The organism is Streptococcus sp. 45, assembly GCF_900108865.1.
GTDB lineage: Bacteria > Bacillota > Bacilli > Lactobacillales > Streptococcaceae > Streptococcus > Streptococcus ruminicola.
Genome location: NZ_FNXZ01000005.1, coordinates 1 through 17950, shown reverse-complemented (window position 1 = coordinate 17950; position 17950 = coordinate 1). Strand labels below are relative to the sequence as shown.

General features: G+C 39.5%; 20 protein-coding genes, 1 tRNA gene and 1 rRNA gene. 5 read left to right on the top strand and 17 right to left on the bottom strand.

What is annotated here, in order from left to right:
• The first annotated feature begins 111 nt into the window (after window positions 1-111).
• The 4 genes from BMX18_RS07810 to serS all read left to right on the top strand — a co-directional run bounded on the left by BMX18_RS07810 (window position 112) and on the right by serS (window position 3815).
• Window positions 112-915: a PTS mannose/fructose/sorbose transporter subunit IIC gene (locus BMX18_RS07810; RefSeq protein ID WP_074565154.1), complete on the top strand. Its 804-nt coding sequence runs from the start codon at window positions 112-114 to the stop codon at window positions 913-915.
• Window positions 916-929: 14 nt separating this feature from the next.
• Window positions 930-1841: a PTS system mannose/fructose/sorbose family transporter subunit IID gene (locus BMX18_RS07805; RefSeq protein WP_074565156.1), complete on the top strand. Its 912-nt coding sequence runs from the start codon at window positions 930-932 to the stop codon at window positions 1839-1841.
• 77 nt (window positions 1842-1918) lie between these two features.
• Window positions 1919-2290, top strand: coding sequence for a DUF956 family protein (locus BMX18_RS07800; protein WP_074603739.1), 372 nt, complete (start codon window positions 1919-1921; stop codon window positions 2288-2290).
• Window positions 2291-2537: 247 nt separating this feature from the next.
• Window positions 2538-3815, top strand: a complete 1278-nt coding sequence (serS, locus tag BMX18_RS07795) for a serine--tRNA ligase (protein WP_039695976.1) — start codon at window positions 2538-2540, stop codon at window positions 3813-3815.
• Between the two features lie 127 nt (window positions 3816-3942).
• On the opposite strand, the gene BMX18_RS07790 is transcribed toward serS, so the two are convergent.
• The 14 genes from BMX18_RS07790 to BMX18_RS07725 form a co-directional block, all read right to left on the bottom strand.
• Window positions 3943-4716 (bottom strand): acetyl-CoA carboxylase carboxyl transferase subunit alpha, encoded by a 774-nt coding sequence (locus tag BMX18_RS07790; protein ID WP_093815965.1) that lies wholly within the window; start codon window positions 4714-4716, stop codon window positions 3943-3945.
• Window positions 4713-5579: an acetyl-CoA carboxylase, carboxyltransferase subunit beta gene (gene accD / locus BMX18_RS07785; RefSeq protein ID WP_074870046.1), complete on the bottom strand. Its 867-nt coding sequence runs from the start codon at window positions 5577-5579 to the stop codon at window positions 4713-4715. The genes BMX18_RS07790 and accD overlap by 4 nt, the downstream gene beginning before the upstream one ends.
• A gap of 8 nt (window positions 5580-5587) precedes the next feature.
• Complete coding sequence (locus tag BMX18_RS07780; protein ID WP_093815963.1) at window positions 5588-6958, bottom strand: acetyl-CoA carboxylase biotin carboxylase subunit; 1371 nt, start codon at window positions 6956-6958, stop codon at window positions 5588-5590.
• Between the two features lie 87 nt (window positions 6959-7045).
• Complete coding sequence (gene fabZ / locus BMX18_RS07775; RefSeq protein ID WP_003067515.1) at window positions 7046-7468, bottom strand: 3-hydroxyacyl-ACP dehydratase FabZ; 423 nt, start codon at window positions 7466-7468, stop codon at window positions 7046-7048.
• On the bottom strand, window positions 7465-7941 hold the full coding sequence (accB, locus tag BMX18_RS07770) for an acetyl-CoA carboxylase biotin carboxyl carrier protein (RefSeq protein ID WP_093815961.1): 477 nt from the start codon (window positions 7939-7941) through the stop codon (window positions 7465-7467). Before accB ends, fabZ begins: the two co-directional genes overlap by 4 nt.
• Before the next feature lie 2 nt (window positions 7942-7943).
• Window positions 7944-9176: a beta-ketoacyl-ACP synthase II gene (gene fabF / locus BMX18_RS07765; RefSeq protein ID WP_006531083.1), complete on the bottom strand. Its 1233-nt coding sequence runs from the start codon at window positions 9174-9176 to the stop codon at window positions 7944-7946.
• Window positions 9177-9242: 66 nt separating this feature from the next.
• Window positions 9243-9974, bottom strand: a complete 732-nt coding sequence (fabG, locus tag BMX18_RS07760; RefSeq protein ID WP_074561348.1) for a 3-oxoacyl-[acyl-carrier-protein] reductase — start codon at window positions 9972-9974, stop codon at window positions 9243-9245.
• Window positions 9975-9983: 9 nt separating this feature from the next.
• Window positions 9984-10904 (bottom strand): ACP S-malonyltransferase, encoded by a 921-nt coding sequence (gene fabD / locus BMX18_RS07755; protein WP_039695984.1) that lies wholly within the window; start codon window positions 10902-10904, stop codon window positions 9984-9986.
• A gap of 44 nt (window positions 10905-10948) precedes the next feature.
• Window positions 10949-11917, bottom strand: a complete 969-nt coding sequence (fabK, locus tag BMX18_RS07750) for an enoyl-[acyl-carrier-protein] reductase FabK (RefSeq protein ID WP_074561349.1) — start codon at window positions 11915-11917, stop codon at window positions 10949-10951.
• A 164-nt stretch (window positions 11918-12081) separates the two neighbouring features.
• Window positions 12082-12306: an acyl carrier protein gene (locus BMX18_RS07745; protein WP_006531079.1), complete on the bottom strand. Its 225-nt coding sequence runs from the start codon at window positions 12304-12306 to the stop codon at window positions 12082-12084.
• A gap of 60 nt (window positions 12307-12366) precedes the next feature.
• Window positions 12367-13341 carry a beta-ketoacyl-ACP synthase III gene (locus tag BMX18_RS07740; protein WP_093815959.1) on the bottom strand — a complete coding sequence of 325 codons (975 nt, stop codon included), beginning with the start codon at window positions 13339-13341 and terminating at the stop codon, window positions 12367-12369.
• Between the two features lie 2 nt (window positions 13342-13343).
• Entirely contained in the window at window positions 13344-13778 is a 435-nt protein-coding gene (locus BMX18_RS07735; RefSeq protein ID WP_039695988.1) for a fatty acid biosynthesis transcriptional regulator FabT, read from the bottom strand.
• Between the two features lie 115 nt (window positions 13779-13893).
• Window positions 13894-14682, bottom strand: a complete 789-nt coding sequence (locus BMX18_RS07730; RefSeq protein ID WP_039695989.1) for an enoyl-CoA hydratase — start codon at window positions 14680-14682, stop codon at window positions 13894-13896.
• Window positions 14683-14872: 190 nt separating this feature from the next.
• Window positions 14873-15520 (bottom strand): HAD family hydrolase, encoded by a 648-nt coding sequence (locus BMX18_RS07725; RefSeq protein ID WP_074870061.1) that lies wholly within the window; start codon window positions 15518-15520, stop codon window positions 14873-14875.
• Between the two features lie 96 nt (window positions 15521-15616).
• On the opposite strand from BMX18_RS07725, the gene BMX18_RS07720 reads away from it, so the two are divergent.
• Window positions 15617-16975 carry an aspartate kinase gene (locus tag BMX18_RS07720; protein WP_074565173.1) on the top strand — a complete coding sequence of 453 codons (1359 nt, stop codon included), beginning with the start codon at window positions 15617-15619 and terminating at the stop codon, window positions 16973-16975.
• 29 nt (window positions 16976-17004) lie between these two features.
• On the opposite strand, the gene BMX18_RS07715 is transcribed toward BMX18_RS07720, so the two are convergent.
• The 3 genes from BMX18_RS07715 to rrf form a co-directional block, all read right to left on the bottom strand.
• A complete protein-coding gene (locus BMX18_RS07715; RefSeq protein WP_093815957.1) occupies window positions 17005-17481 on the bottom strand; it encodes a sigma-70 RNA polymerase sigma factor region 4 domain-containing protein in 477 nt (158 codons plus the stop codon).
• A 142-nt stretch (window positions 17482-17623) separates the two neighbouring features.
• Window positions 17624-17697 (bottom strand) — tRNA-Asn (locus tag BMX18_RS07710).
• Window positions 17698-17702: 5 nt separating this feature from the next.
• Window positions 17703-17818: ribosomal RNA gene (gene rrf, locus BMX18_RS07705) — 5S ribosomal RNA — on the bottom strand.
• Window positions 17819-17950: the final 132 nt, after the last annotated feature.

Genomic DNA, 17950 nt, shown 5'->3' with positions numbered 1-17950 from the left:
TCACCTGTCAGAAAGATTCAAACTTCCTGTTTTTATCCAAAACGTGTAAGCCTTGGTTTCTGGCTTACAATTGCACATTGAAAACTTTTATAAACGAAAGGAACTAGAATAATGTCAGTTATTTCTATTATCTTAGTCATCGTTGTTGCCTTCTTTGCAGGTCTCGATGGTATCCTTGACCAATTCCAATTACACCAACCACTTGTTTCATGTACAATGATTGGTCTTGTAACTGGTCACTTGACTGCAGGTATTATCCTTGGTGGTTCTCTACAAATGATCGCTCTTGGTTGGGCTAACATTGGTGCCGCTGTTGCACCAGATATCGCACTTGCTGCGACTGCCGCTTCAGTAATCATGGTTAAAGGTGGAGACTTCACTTCTAAAGGTATTGGTGTCGCAACTGCCGTTGCCATCCCTCTTGCCGTTGCAGGTCTTGCTCTTACTATGGTTGTTCGTACAATCTCAGTTGCGGTTGTTCACACTGCTGACGCTGCTGCTGAAAAAGGTAATATCGCTGCTGTTGAACGTGCTCACATGTTTGCACTTCTTCTTCAAGGTATCCGTATTGCTCTTCCTATCGCACTTCTTCTTGCTCTTCCAACTTCAACAGTTCAAGGTATGTTGAATGCTATTCCTGACTGGTTGGCAGATGGTATGACACTTGGTGGTGGTATGGTTGTTGCCGTAGGTTACGCTATGGTTATCAACATGATGGCTACAAGCGAAGTTTGGCCTTTCTTCGTACTAGGTTTCGTATTTGCAGCTGTTTCAGACTTCACACTTATCGCTCTTGGTGCTATTGGTGTTGCTATGGCTCTTATCTACCTTAACCTTTCAGAAAAAGGTGGAAATGGTGGCGGAACTGTTTCAGGTTCTGGTGACCCAATCGGCGATATCTTGGAAGACTACTAGAAAGGGGTACAAACATGGCTGAAAAACTTCAATTATCAAAATCTGATCGTAAAAAAGTTTGGTGGCGTTCTACTTTCCTACAAGGTTCTTGGAACTACGAACGTATGCAAAACTTAGGTTGGGCATACGCTTTGATCCCTGCTATCAAAAAACTTTATACATCTAAAGAAGACCGTTCTGCTGCTCTTGAACGTCACTTGGAATTCTTCAATACTCACCCATACGTTGCTGCTCCAATCATCGGTGTAACTCTTGCCCTTGAAGAAGAACGCGCAAATGGTGCTGATATTGATGATACAGCTATCCAAGGGGTTAAAATCGGTATGATGGGACCTCTTGCTGGTGTTGGTGACCCAGTCTTCTGGTTTACAGTTCGTCCTATCCTTGGTGCCCTTGGTGCTTCACTTGCTGCATCAGGTAACATCGTTGGTCCACTTCTATTCTTCTTCGGATGGAACATCATCCGTATGGCATTCTTGTGGTACACTCAAGAACTTGGTTACAAAGCTGGTTCTGAAATCACTAAAGACCTTTCAGGTGGTATCATCCAAAAAATCACTAAAGGTGCTTCAATCCTTGGTATGTTCATCTTGGCTGCCTTGGTTGAACGTTGGGTAAACGTAAAATTCACTGTTGATCTTCCTTCAACTCAATTGTCTAAAGGAGCTTACATCGAATTCCCTAACGGAACTGTTACAGGTGAAAAACTTCAAGAAATCCTTGGTCAAGTTGCACAAGGTCTTAGCTTAACTCAACAACAAGCTAACACACTTCAAGGTCAATTGAACGCATTGATCCCAGGACTTGCTGGATTGCTTCTTACATTCTTCTGTATGTGGTTGCTTAAGAAAAAAGTTTCTCCAATCACAATCATCATCGGATTGTTCATCGTCGGTATCGTTCTTCACGTTATCGGTTGGATGTAATAAAAGAAAGGAAGGATTTCGGTCCTTCTTTTTTTATTATGTTATAATAGACTAAAAGCTTAATCAGAGGAGATGACATGGCTCAATCAATTAATTCTACCGTGGAATTAACGACTACTGGTGTTTCTTACCTTGGTATGGGAGGAAAAGTAGGTAAATTCCTTCTCGGTAACAAAGGTCTTGAATTTTATAGCGACGCTAACGTCGAAGATTATATCCAAATTCCTTGGGAAAACATCGAAAAAATCGGCGCTAACGTTTCTCGTAACAAAGTCAGCCGTCACTTTGAAGTCTTTACAGACAAAGGGAAGTTTCTTTTTGCCTCAAAAGACTCAGGAAAAATCTTAAAAGTGGCTCGCCAACATATCGGAAACGATAAAGTTGTTCGTATGCTTACACTTGTTCAAGTCCTTATGAAAAAACTAACAGGATTTGTCAAAAAGAAATAAATCTAGTATAATAAGTAGTACGGATAAGTAAGGGTGGAGCTCTTTCAGAAAGTCTGCGGTTGCTGTGAGCAGATAGAGCGACAGGTCTGAAATTCTACCGTTATATCAATTAAAAATAGAAATTAAGTGCACAGGATGTGAAGCTGGATGGAACCGCGCGATTGCGCTCCAGCAGTTAACATGCTGTGCTTTTTGTTCATCTGGGCACAGCTAACCCTATGAGCGCTAAAAAAACTGGAGGAAACTTATGTTAGACATCAAACGTATTCGTAACGATTTCGACGAAGTCGCTAAAAAATTGGCTACACGTGGCGTTGCTGCTGAAAAACTTGCTGAACTTAAAGAACTTGACGACAAACGTCGTGAATTGCTTGTTAAATCTGAATCAGCTAAAGCTGAACGTAACACTGCTTCTGCAGCTATCGCTCAAGCAAAACGCAACAAAGAAGACGCTTCTGAACAAATCGCTGCAATGCAAAAATTGTCAGCAGACATCAAAGCTACTGACGCTGAACTAGCTGAAATCGATGAAAAATTATCTGAATTCACAGCAACACTTCCAAACATCCCAGCTGCTGACGTTCCTGTCGGTGCTGACGAAGACGAAAACGTTGAAGTTCGTCGTTGGGGAACACCTCGTGAATTTGACTTTGATATCAAAGCTCACTGGGATCTTGGTGAAGATCTTGACATCCTTGACTGGGAACGTGGTGCAAAAGTCACTGGTTCTCGTTTCCTATTCTATAAAGGTCTTGGAGCTCGCCTAGAACGCGCTATCTACAACTTCATGTTGGATGAACACGCTAAAGAAGGCTACACAGAAGTTATTCCTCCATACATGGTAAACCACGACTCTATGTTTGGTACTGGTCAATATCCAAAATTCAAAGAAGATACATTTGAATTGGCAGATTCTGACTACGTTCTTATCCCAACTGCTGAAGTCCCACTTACAAACTACTACCGTGGTGAAATCCTTGACGGTAAAGAACTTCCAGTTTACTTCACAGCGATGAGCCCATCATTCCGTTCAGAAGCTGGTTCAGCTGGTCGTGACACACGTGGTTTGATTCGTCTTCACCAATTCCACAAAGTTGAAATGGTTAAATTCTCTAAACCAGAAACTTCATACGATGAATTGGAAAAAATGGTTGCTAACGCTGAAAACATTCTTCAAAAACTTGGTTTACCATACCGTGTTATCACACTATGTACTGGAGACATGGGATTCTCAGCTGCTAAAACTTACGACTTAGAAGTTTGGATTCCAGCACAAAACACTTACCGTGAAATCTCAAGCTGCTCAAATACAGAAGATTTCCAAGCACGCCGTGCCCAAATCCGTTACCGTGACGAAGCTGATGGTAAAGTTAAACTTCTTCACACTCTTAACGGTTCAGGTCTTGCAGTTGGACGTACAGTTGCTGCTATCCTTGAAAACTACCAAAACGAAGATGGTTCTGTAACAATTCCAGAAGTACTTCGTCCATACATGGGTGGAGCTGAAGTTATCTCACCTAAATAATAAACCTAAAACACCTACTAATCACTTGATTAGCAGGTGTTTTTGTATAAGAAAAAATCCCCTTTGAACCATCCTCAAAATCAAGAAAATGATTTCTATGACTTGAGGCTAGTACAATGCGGGATTTTTAAAATTTTCTAAAGCGTTGATAACGATTTTCAAGTAATTGTTCCAAAGGAAGTTGGCTAAGCTCCTCTAGTTCAGAAATAAGATTTGTCTTAATCATCTCAACGATTTCGCTTGAGAAATAACCATGTTCTGGAATCACTTTATCGATAACTCCCATATTATAAAGTTCTCCAGCTGTTATTTTCATCAGTTCTGCTGCTTCGGTTGCACGTGAACCATCTTTCCAAAGGATTGAGGCAAAGCCTTCTGGGCTCAAAATCGCATACATGCTGTGTTCAAGCATCCAAACCTTATCAGCTACAGCGAGCGCTAAAGCACCACCAGAACCACCTTCACCAATAATAATAGCAATAATTGGCACCTTAAGGTCACTCATTTCAAGCAAGTTACGCGCGATTGCTTCACCTTGTCCTCTTTCTTCAGCACCAACACCAGGATAAGCTCCCGCAGTGTTAATGAAGGTAATGACAGGACGACCAAATTTTTCAGCTTGTTTCATCAAACGAAGTGCTTTACGATAACCTTCTGGATTAGGTTGACCAAAATTGCGTTTTAGATTCTCCTGTAAGTTTTTCCCTTTTTGAATACCAATAACTGTCACAGGACGACCGGCAAGTCGAGCAATTCCCCCAACGATTGCTCCATCATCAGCAAAATGACGATCTCCATGAAGTTCCATAAAGTCATCAAAAATCAAATTAGCATATTCCAAGGTTGTCAAACGCCCTTGATCACGCGCTTCTTTCAAAATTCTTGATACGTCGCTACTCATTTGGCACCTCCATGAAACGCAACTAATTTAGCAATTGTGTCTGGCATTTCTGTACGTTTAACAATGGCATCCACAAAACCGTGTTCTAAAAGAAACTCTGCTCTTTGGAAATCTTCAGGTAAGTTTTCGCGCACCGTTGTCTCAATAACACGACGACCGGCAAAACCAACCAAAGCTTGCGGTTCTGCTAGGATAATGTCACCTTCCATGGCAAAGCTTGCTGTCACCCCTCCTGTTGTAGGGTCAGTCAAGATTGTCAAATAGAATAAACCAGCTTCAGAGTGACGTTTAACAGCAGCTGAAATTTTTGCCATTTGCATCAAACTCATGATACCTTCTTGCATACGAGCACCGCCTGATGCTGTAAAGATAACAACAGGTAGTTTTTCAGCAGTCGCCATTTCAAATAAACGCGTGATTTTTTCGCCGACAACTGTTCCCATTGAAGCCATGATAAAGTTAGAGTCCATGATAGCAAGTGCTACTTTTTCTCCCTTAATCAAAGCTTTACCAGTCACGACAGCCTCTTCAAGGCCAGTCTTTTCACGCATTTTAGCTAATTTTTCCTGATAACCAGGAAACTTAAGTGGGTCACTTGTTTCAAGCCCAGTAAAGAGTTCTTCAAAGCTTCCTTCATCTACTGTAATCGCCAAACGTTCTTTAGCAGAAATACGGAAGTTATAAGAACAAGCTGGACAAATCTTTGCAACCCCTAAGTCTTTTTGATAAATCATGTGCTTACAAGCTGGACACTTGGCAAATAATTCATCAGGAACCTCAGGAACTTCGCGAGGTTCCGCTTGTTTAATAGAGTTATTGGGAGTAATTCGGATGTACTTATCTTTTTTACTAAATAAAGCCATGAAATCTCCTAATCATTTTCCTTATTGTAGTTTGGTAAGAATGTCTCCATCAAGAATGAAGTATCATAATCCCCTGCAATCACATGCTCATCACAAATCAAATCCATTTGGAATTCAACGTTTGTTGTCACACCTTCAATTTCCAATTCATAAAGGGCACGTTGCATTTTCATCAAAGCATCAAAACGATTTTCACCATGAACGATGATTTTAGCAATCATACTGTCGTAATATGGTGGAATGGTGTAGCCATGATAAACCGCAGAATCCACACGTAAGCCCACACCACCACTTGGCAAATACAAGTCAGTGATTTTACCAGGACTTGGTGCAAAGTTAAACTTCGGATTTTCAGCATTGATACGACATTCGATAGCATGACCTGTGATTTTAATGTCGTCTTGTGTCACAGACAATTCTTGCCCTGCTGCAATTCGAATTTGTTCTTTGACAATATCAACACCAGTGACGAATTCTGTTACAGGGTGCTCAACTTGAACACGTGTATTCATTTCCATGAAATAGAATTGTGAAGTCTTTTCATCAAGCAAGAATTCAATCGTACCTGCATTTTCATAACCAACGGCTTTGGCTGCGCGTACAGCTGCCTCACCAATCTTACCACGAAGGGTTTTACCGATAGCAATTGATGGACTTTCTTCAAGCACTTTTTGGTTATTACGTTGAAGCGAACAATCACGTTCACCAAGGTGAACCACGTTACCGTAAGAATCCCCTAAGATTTGAACTTCGATATGGCGAGCCGGGTAAACCACTTTTTCAATGTACATAGCACCATTACCAAACGCTGCCAAAGCTTCTTGAGAAGCTGATTCAAAAGCTGGTACAAGGTCTTGAGCTGATTCAACTTTACGGATTCCTTTACCGCCACCACCAGCTGAGGCTTTTAGCATCACTGGATAGCCAAGTTTTTCAGCAACTTCAAGCGCTTGATCTGCCGTAAAGACTTCACCGTCTGATCCAGGAATAACAGGGACATTAGCTGCAATCATTTCAGCACGGGCATTGATTTTATCCCCCATCTTATCCATGATTTCAGCACTTGGTCCGATAAATTTGATGTGCATTTCTTCACACATGGTTGCAAATTTTGAGTTTTCACTCAAAAAACCAAATCCAGGGTGAATGGCTTCAGCACCTGTTACAATAGCAGCTGACAAGACGGCATTCATATTAAGATAAGAGTCTGTCGAACGAGCTGGACCGATACAAATTGCTTCATCAGCCAAAATCGTATGCAAAGAATTTTTATCAGCTTCAGAATAGACAGCTACCGTATTGATTCCCAATTCACGTGCCGCACGAATGATTCGCACCGCAATTTCTCCACGATTGGCAATTAATATCTTTTTAAACATACGTCTGCTTTTTCCTCCTATTTGGAATGCCTTAGCATTCCAGTCAAAATTCTTTTTTTGTCACAGTTTACGTTAAACTACTATTTCTTAACTACCAATAGCAAACGTCAATGTGCCAGAAGCTGCTAATTTCCCATCAACTTCTGCTTTTGCCTCAACCACAGCAATTGTACCGCGGCGTTTGACAAATTTCGCTGTCATAATCAATTGGTCACCTGGAACAACTTGTTTTTTGAAACGTACTTTATCCATTCCGGCATAAAAGACCAATTTCCCTTTATTTTCTTCTTTTGAAAGTTCTAGAACACCTGCTGTTTGAGCAAGAGCTTCCATGATGAGAACCCCTGGCATAACAGGGTATTCTGGAAAGTGACCGTTAAAAAATGGTTCATTGATTGTCACATTTTTTACAGCAACAATTTCATCATCACTCACTTCAAGCACACGGTCAACCAAAAGCATTGGGTAACGGTGTGGTAGAGCTTCACGAATTTGTTTAATATCAATCATTTAATACGTACCAATCCTTGTCCAAATTCAACAACGTCTTCGTTATTTACCATCACTTCTGTCACAATACCATCTTTTGGAGCTGGAATTTCATTCATGACCTTCATAGCTTCAATGATTAACAAAGTTTGACCTTTTTTAACAGCATCACCAACTGATACAAAGGCTGGTTTATCTGGAGCTGGTGCAAGGTAAGCTACCCCAACAAGTGGACTTGGTACTTCTTCACCTTCAGCAAAAATATCAGTATCAGCTGCTACTTCAGCCTCAGCAGGTGCTGCTGCTTGTGGTGCTTGTGCCGCAGCCACTTCAACAGGAGCCGAAACAGGTGCAGCTGCAGCAACTGGTGCTACAGGCGCAGCGTATTCATTTTTACTAAATGTTAATTCAGACTCACCTGTTTTAAATGAGAATTCACGTAGACTTGACTGGTCAAATTGAGCCATCAAGTCTTTCACTTCAGAAATATTCACGCTTAAGCCTCCCAACGTTTAAATGCTAGAACAGCATTATGTCCGCCAAATCCGAATGTATTTGAAATGGCATATTCTAATTCTGCTTCTTGACCTTGTCCGTAAACTACATTTGCTTCGATATCTTCTGACAATTCACGAGTACCAGCAGTCATTGGAATGTAGTTGTGGCGAATAGCTTCGATAGTTGCGACAGCTTCAACAGCACCAGCAGCACCAAGAAGGTGTCCTGTGAATGATTTTGTTGAAGATACTGGAACATCTTTACCAAGGACAGTGACGATAGCTTTGCTTTCACCTTTTTCATTAGCTTGAGTTGATGTACCATGTGCGTTAACATAGTCAACATCTTCTGGTGAAATACCAGCTTCTTTGATAGCCAATTCAATAGCTTTTGCAGCACCTGAACCATCAGGAGTTGGTGTTGTTTGGTGGTAAGCATCACAGTTGCTACCATAACCAACAACTTCAGCAAGAATTGTTGCACCACGTTTTTGAGCGTGTTCAAGACTTTCAAGAACAAGCACACCAGCACCTTCACCCATAACAAAACCATTGCGATCTTTATCAAATGGAATAGCAGAGCGAGCTGGGTCTTCTGTTGTAGAAAGGGCAGTCAAAGCATTGAAACCACCGATACCAATTTCATTAATAGTAGATTCAGCACCACCAGCAAGAATCACATCATGGTAGCCGAATTTGATTTCACGGAAAGCTTCACCGATAGCATCGTTAGATGAGGCACAAGCAGTTGTGATTGATTTACATACACCACGCGCACCAATACGAAGAGCAATGTTACCAGCAGCCATATTTGACAAAGCTTTAGGGATGAACATTGGTTGAATACGTTTGATACCTTTTTCGTGCATACGAATGATTTGCTCTTGCATTTCTTGCAAACCACCGATACCAGATGATACGATAACACCAGTACGGTCACGATCAACTGTATCCATATCAAGTTTTGCATTTTCAAGAGCTTCTAAAGTCGCATAAATCGCATAAAGTGAATATTGATCCATGCGGTTTTTATCTTTACGAACAAAATATTTATCAAAAGGAAAATCATGGATTTCCCCAGCATTATGAACTGGGATTTCAGAATTATCAAATTTAGTAATTGGTCCGATACCAATTTTACCATCATGAAGATTGTTCCAGAATTCTTCTGGTGTATTTCCGATAGGGGATGTTAAACCGTAACCTGTTACTACAACTCTATTTAATGTCATTTTTGTCTCCTTTTAAGAGAAATTATACTTCTAATTTTAAACTATTACAGCAAAGCAAACAATAGTTTACATTGCCATACCACCATCAATTGCAATGACTTGTCCAGTCAAGTATTCTTGCTCAGCTAAGAAGCTTGCTACTGTTGCCACTTCTTCAGCTTTACCTATACGTTTCATTGGAATACCTGCCAAAATTGCTTCTTGCATTTTTTCAGGAATCGCATCTGTCATATCTGACTCGATAAATCCAGGAGCAATGGCATTGACGCGAACTCCACGTGCTGCGACTTCACGCGCAACTGATTTTGTAAAACCAATCAAACCAGCTTTTGAAGCTGCATAGTTTGCTTGACCTACATTTCCTGTCAAACCAACAACGCTAGACAAATTAATGATAGCACCCTGACGCGCTCTCGTCATCGGTTTCAAGACTGATTGCGTCATGTTGAAAGCACCTGTCAAATTAACTTTAAGCACTGATTCAAAGTCAGCCTCAGTCATTTTCAACATCAATTTATCATTTGTGATACCAGCATTGTTAACCAAAATATCAACAGAACCAAGTTCCGCGATAGCTTCATCAACCATGCGTTTAGCATCATCAAATTGTGACACATCACCAGAAATGGCAACAACTTTCACTTGATAATCTTTAAAACTATCAATCAATTCTGCTGAAATTTCTGAACGACCGTTAAGCACAACGTTAGCCCCAAGGCTTGCAAAACGGTGGGCAATAGCTAAACCAATTCCGCGGGTTGACCCAGTTACAAAAACATTCTTATTTTTGATATCCATGACTATCTCCTATTTTTCTAGCAAAACACTTAAGCTTGCTTCGTCTTCAACACTTGCCGTTGGAATACTTCTGTCAATTTTACGAAGGAAGCCACTCAAAACTTTACCTGGACCAATTTCAATAACTTCTGTCATGCCAAGCTTACGCATTGTCTCGATAGAATCGTAAAAGCGAACTGGTTCTTTCACTTGTCTAGCAAGCAAAGCTTTGATATCGCCGTACTGCATAACTTTAGCTTCTGTATTTCCAATCAAAGGAATTTCAAAATCAGAAAAAGTCACTTTATCAAGTACTTCTGATAAACGTTTGCTAGCAGGTGCCAACAAAGCAGTGTGGAAAGGTCCTGAAACTTTTAAAGGAATCAAGCGTTTCACACCAGCTTGCTTAAGCAATTCCACAGCATAATTCACAGCTTCAGTTTCACCACCAATCACAATCTGTGCTGGTGTGTTATAGTTAGCTGGTGTCACAACACCTTTAATAGAAGCTTTTTGACAAATCTCTTCAATAAGAGACGCTTCTGTATTCATGACAGCAACCATTTTCCCAGTTCCAGCTGGAGCTGCAGTTTCCATAAATTCTCCACGTTTTGCCACCAAAGCAACAGCATCTTCAAAGTTTAAAGCTCCTGAAGCTACCAAGGCTGAATACTCACCAAGTGAAAGCCCAGCAACCATGTCTGCTTTAAAGCCCTTCTCTTGCAATAAACGATAAATCGCAACAGAAGTTGTCAAAATAGCTGGCTGTGTATAGCGTGTTTGATTTAATTTATCTTCTTCCTTATCAATTAAATCACGAAGATTATAGCCAAGAATAGAACTAGCTTGATCAAAAGTCTCCCTTACAATAGGATATTTTTCATATAAATCACTTGCCATTCCAAGTTTTTGAGCCCCTTGACCAGCAAATAAAAAGGCAGTTTTCGTCATTAAATCCTCCCAAACGGAATTTGATTTTTATTTAAATAGAAATTTTAATCTTTCTCAATATCAGCCCAACGTTTAGCTTCTTCTAAGATAACTTCTTGAGCTCCATAGTAGAGATCTTTTAAGATTTCTTCACAAGTTTCTTCTTTACGAATCAAACCTGCGATTTGTCCTGCCATGACTGAACCAGTCACAACATCACCATCAACAACAGCATTACGCAAAGCACCTGCTCCCAATACTTCGATATCTTCTTTTGTCTTGCGACCAGCCAAGAAATCTTTCTCTGCGTGGGCATATGATGTTGTCAATTTATTTTTAACGGCACGAACTGGATGTCCAACAACGGATGCAGAAATAACCGTATCAATATCTTTTGCTTTTAAGATTTTGTCTTTGAAGTTTTGGTGAGCATTAGATTCTTTGGCAACAGCAAAGCGAGTTCCCACTTGAACGGCTTCAGCACCAAGCATAAAGACAGCTGCTACACCGCGTCCATCAGCGACACCACCAGCACCAATAACTGGAATATTAACCGCATCAACAACTTGACGCACAAGAGTCATTGTTGTCAATTTACCGATGTGACCACCAGCTTCCATACCTTCAGCGATAACGGCATCCGCACCAAGTTTTTCCATACGTTTTGCAAGCGCAACACTAGGAACAACTGGAATAACAGTGATACCTGCTTCGTGGAAACGTTCCATGTATTTACCTGGGTTACCAGCACCAGTTGTGACAACTTTGACCCCTTCTTCAATCACAAGATCAACGATGTCATCAACAAATGGTGACAAAAGCATAATATTAACACCAAAAGGTTTATCAGTAATTTGTTTAACCTTATCAATATTTGCTTTAACAACTTCTTTAGGGGCATTACCACCACCGATAATACCTAAACCACCAGCGTTTGAAACGGCACCAGCCAAGTCACCATCGGCAACCCAAGCCATACCTCCTTGAAAAATTGGATATTTGATATTTAATAATTCTGTAATACGTGTTTTCATGTTAAACCTTCTTAGTCTTTACCAAACAATAATTTGATAGTCAAACTATCATAATAAGAAGAGAGGGAGTAAGATAAGTTTTCGCTTACTAGCAACCTATCCCACAGCCCTTTCTACTAAATATATAGTGGAGTTAGTTTTTAATCCCAACTCCAGCCATGTCATTATTTTGTTTTTTCTTCAACGTAAGCAACCAAGTCACCTACAGTGTTAAGACCTTCTTCAGTTTCGATTTGGATATCAAATGCATCTTCGATTTCAGAAATTACTTGGAAAACATCAAGTGAGTCAGCATCAAGTTCATCGAAAGTAGTTTCCAATTTAACTTCTTCTGCTTCTTTACCAAGTTCTTCAACGATAATTTCTTGTACTTTTTCAAATACTGCCATGATTAATTTCTCCTTAATAAATATATATAATATCTCATGCTATAATGCACAAGTTTGTAACTAGATTTTAACAATTAGACTTCCCCATGTCAAACCTCCACCGAATCCAGATAGAAGAATTGTCTGAGAACCGTCTAATTTGATAAGTCCCTTATCCACTGACTCTGATAAGAGAATTGGAATACTTGCCGCACTGGTATTACCATATTCCATCATATTTGCCAAAAATTTATCTCGGTCAATAGACATTTTTCGAGCCATTTTATCCAAGATACGAATATTAGCTTGATGCAAAAGCAAGTAGTCAAGGTCTTCAGCTGAAACCTCAGAAGTTTCAATAAGTGCCTTGATACTCTTAGCCACATCTCTGATTGCAAAATCAAAGATAGCTCTACCATCCATTTTCAAGAATTTATCATCCTCTTCTTTTTCAGAAAATGGTGAAGACAAGCCAACTTTGGCTGATGTCAAGCTAAGACCACGACTTCCATCAGTATTTAAAGATTCTGCTAGGAAATGTTTTGTTTCTGTTGCTTCAAGCAAAACGCCACCAGCTCCATCACCAAATAAAACAGAAGTACTTCTGTCTGACCAGTCTAGTGTTTTTGACAATGTTTCAGCACCAATGACAATACCACGTTTGTAAAGACCTGATTGAATAAATTTATCCGCAGTCGAAAGAGCAAACACAAAGCCACTACATGCTGCTGTCACATCCATGGCAAAAGCATTTACAGCACCGATATTTCCTTGAATACGAGCTGCTGTTGACGGCATCAGACTATCAGGGGTAATTGTTGCAACAATGATGAAATCAATATCCACAGCTGATAAACCAGCTTTTGAAAGTAGTTGCTTGGCAACTTGCGTCCCTAAATCACTAGTTGTTTCATCTCGAGTGATATGTCGTCTTCTAATTCCCGTACGTGATGAAATCCATTCATCGCTGGTGTCCATGATTTCAGACAAATCATCGTTTGTAATCACTTGTTCAGGGGCATAGGCTGCTGCCTGAGCAATTCTTGCAAATACCATTATTACATTAACTCCTCAAGAAACTTGTGAAGATTTTTAAGCCCTCTCAAAAGAGCTTCTAGTTCTTCTTCATTCATGTCTTCCGCAATATGAGAAACCATATTTTTGTGGAATTTATGATGAAGCCTATCTAATAATCTTCCTTTTTTTGTCAAAGTTAAATGAACCACACGACGGTCCAATTTCGAACGTCGTCTTTCAATATAACCTTTTGCCTCAAGCTTATTTAAACTAGTGGTTATTGTACCGAGGGTCAACATCAACTCACGTGCAATATCACTTGGAGTCACATTAGAATTCTTACCAATAATCTCAATGGTATGCATTTCCTTTAATGAAACATCGTTGAATTGACTTGTTCGCAAACTAGTCTCTTCGATAACCTGAACACGATTAAAAATATCAACCAAATATTCATTAATTCTATTATAATCCAAGATTTCACCTCCTAAATAAACTTTGACAATCAAAGTATATCAAACATCAAAATATTTTGCAAGGTATTTCGGATCAAACTGGAAAAATAATTTGAAAATCAAACTATTTTTTACATTACTTTCCTGAAAATTTCGGACGGCGTTTTTCAGCAAAAGCACGAACACCTTCTTTGAAATCTTCCTTAAAAGCTAATTCTTCTTGAAGTTGCAATTCAAGTTTTGTATAGTCTTCCCAGCCTTCATATTGGGCTTTCCAAGACATTTCCTTGATGGCACGGTATGAATTAATTGAACCGCGAAGCAGACGTTTCGTTAACTGATTTGTCGTTCTTTCTAGTTTTTCAGATTCACAAAGACGATAAACAATGCCATATTCAAAGGCTTTTTCTGCATTTACCCCTTCACCAGTCATAGCTAACTGAACCGCACGTGTTGTTCCGATAGCACGACTCATCAAGAAAAGTCCTCCAGCATCTGGAGCAAGACCAACACCAACAAAGGCTTGAATAAATTTGGCTTTTTCACTTGCGACCACAAAATCCGCCGCAACAGCCATATTTGCTGCTGCACCAGCAACCGCACCATCTACGCTCATAATCACTGGTTTTGGTAATTTTTTCATGGCAAAAGAAATTTTATTAACTAAACTTGCAATTTCAACTAGCGATTCGACGTTATCAGATTCAACCGCACGTTGCATCTCAGCCAAGTCCCCACCAATTGAAAAGACTTTACCAACTGCTTGAATGACCAAAATTTTCACAGAATCATCTGTTTTCACTAAGTCTAAAACCTCAAGAATTTCTTGACAAGTTGGAATATTAAAACCATTCGAAATATCTGGGCGATTCAAGGTCAAAGTTGCGACTTCTCCCTTTTCATAAATCACATTATCGAAAGACATCTACCTACCTCCATCAGATGTGATAAAAATAGTTTGATAATTTAACTATTTAGCACCAGCTATTTTAGCACATTATTCATTGATAAATCAAGAGAAAAATGGCATTTTAAGCAATTTAGTTTGACTTTTTAATATTTAAAATATCAAACTATTATATAAAAAAAGTAGGAGTAATCCTACTTTGACATCATTATTTGCTTAATTCTTCAATAACTTGTGTTAGATTGTTCACCAGACGACTTGCCTTACTTTGGTTCATATCAAATAACTGATCTTCAATCGCCCAAACCTCTAAATCGGCAGAAACACCAGCCTGAATACCTTTTTCACTATCTTCAATAACTAGCGTTTCGTCATTGTTAAAGCCAAGTTGTTTTCGTGCTTCTTGATAAATCGCAGGATGTGGTTTTCCCTTTTCAAATTCCTCACCTGATAAAATCACTGAAAAATATGCTAACAACTGAGTTTCCTCAAGAGCTTTCAAAATATCATGTTTAGTTGAGCTAGAAGCTAGCCCTAAACGGTACCCCCTTTCAAAAAGTCCTTTGACTACTTTAAAAGTATCTTCAAAAATCAAGTCTTTGTAAGGAAGCGGATGCGTTTTTTTGTAAATAGAATACTCTTTTTGCAGCTGATCAGTATCCCATTTGTCCAAATCATCACGCAAAATGTCTGGCCAGATTTGTTTCATATTACCGCCGATAAAGAAACTAGGTGGTAAGTGCTTTATACTGATCCCTTTGTCAGCCAAAAACTTCTCGCGACGGCGATAATAAAACGTCTCAGTATCGAATAAAACACCATCCATATCAAAAATAATTGCTTTAAATTGTTCCATTCCTCTATTATACTATCTTTTTATTTGAAAAACTACTGACAAGTTTTCAGAATTTTGCTATAATTGTATACAAATTTTAGAAAAGTGGAGAAGGTCATGAAAGTAATCAAATTTGGTGGTAGTTCACTGGCTTCGGCTGAACAACTAAAAAAAGTTTTGAATATTGTGAAATCTGATAACGAACGACGTTTTGTTGTTGTATCAGCACCCGGAAAACGTAACTCAGAAGATACTAAGGTAACCGATGCTCTTATTAAGTATTACAAGAACTACACCTCAGGTGATGATGTCACTGCTGCACAAGAATGGATTATTAACCGTTACCAAGCCATTGCAGATGAGCTTGGACTCAGTTCATCAATTATGAGTAAAATTGCAGGTGCGATTACAAATCTTGCGACACTTCCTATTGAATGTAACGAATTCCTATATGACACATTTCTTGCAGCTGGTGAAGATAACAACGCAAAACTTGTAGCAGAATTTTTCCGTAAAAACGGCCTCAATGCACGCTATGTTCACCCTAAAGAAGCAGGTATCATTGTTTCAAGTGAACCAGGAAATGCTCGTATTCTTCCATCAAGCTACGATAAACTCGAAGAATTACGTGATTCAGAGGAAATCCTTGTTATCCCAGGTTTCTTTGGTGTAACAGTTGATGGTCAAATCTGTACATTCTCACGTGGGGGTTCAGATATTTCAGGTTCTATCGTTGCAGCAGGTGTTAAAGCAGACTTGTACGAAAACTTTACTGATGTCGATGGTATCTTTGCAGCTCACCCAGGAGTGGTTCACAAACCTCACACAATCCAAGAATTAACATACCGTGAAATGCGTGAACTTGCTTATGCTGGATTTTCAGTGCTCCACGACGAAGCACTTATTCCTGCTTACCGCGGCAAAATTCCTCTCGTTATCAAAAACACCAACAACCCTGAACACCCAGGAACTCGAATCACACTAAAACACAGTGGACCAACTGTACCTGTTATTGGTATCGCAGCTGATGACGAATTTGCAAGTATCAACTTGTCTAAATACCTCATGAACCGCGAAGTCGGATTTGGTCGCAAAGTCCTTCAAATTCTTGAAGACCTAAATATCCGTTGGGAACACATCCCAACAGGTATCGATGACATGTCAGTCATCGTTCGCGAACGTGAACTTACACCAATCAAAGAACAAGAAATCACTTCATACTTAACTCGTGAACTTGGCGTAGACGAAGTCGATATTGAACACAATCTTTCAATCATCATGATTGTAGGCGAAGATATGAAAAATCATATTGGTGTCACAGCAACAGCAACCAAAGCTCTCTCAGATAAACACATTAACTTGGAAATGATTTCTCAAGGATCAAGCGAAGTATCTGTCATGTTCGTTACACAAACAGAACATGAAAAACAAGCCGTTCGAGCACTTTACAAAGCCTTCTTCCGCGCAGAAGAGTAAGCAAAAGGCCAGAATCCTCTGGTCTTTTCTTATGGTCTAAAATCTGAGAAATACGGTTCAATGCTTTTTAAAAAGGCTTTCTTCCCTTCAAAACGTTCCCCACGAATCACTTTTTCCAACTTCAGTCGGTCTTCTCTTCCCAATGTTCTTCGTAAACGTGCTAAGCTATCCTGATAAGCCACGTAATCTGCGACTTCAAAGAAAGATATCTGGGGTACACAGTGACTAATATCACCGATTTCCTCATAAGGCATGCGATTAAATTTCCTTTTAAAGGATTCCTGATGGCGGATAGTATCTTTAACATGGTTAGAAAATTTTGTTTTAAAGTAGCTATAGCGTTTGCCTTCATTAATTAAGAGGTCTGGATGTTCCTCTAAGAGTTGAAAGAAAACAATTCGACCTTCTTGAATCCAATCCTCATAGTCCCAGAGTTTAACAAAATAATGACGGCGTAATTTTAAAATAATTGGTTTAACCGTTTGAAAATAGCGTTCAAAATCCACTGTTACGATCTCCTTTTTCCTTTTTATTGTTAAGGTACCCTTATTATAGAAAGGATTAGGAAAAAGGAACATGACAAAAATGTCCAAATGAATGCACAAAAAAAGCAACTCAATGAGTTGCTCATCGTCTACCGCTTTTAAACTCCGCCAGTAGGACTCGAACCTACGACATCATGATTAACAGTCATGCGCTACTACCAACTGAGCTATGGCGGATAAATGCTAAGCGACTACCATATCTAACAGGGGGCAACCCCCAACTACATCAGGCGTGCTAGGGCTTAACTTCTGTGTTCGGCATGGGAACAGGTGTATCTCCTAGGCTATCGTCACTTAACTATGATTGATTATCCAATCAAAATTGAATACCTATATATTCTAACAAGAAACCGACTCGCTGTCAATATTGACTCGTTTCTTTTTTGGATAAGTCCTCGAGCTATTAGTATTAGTCCGCTACATGTGTCAC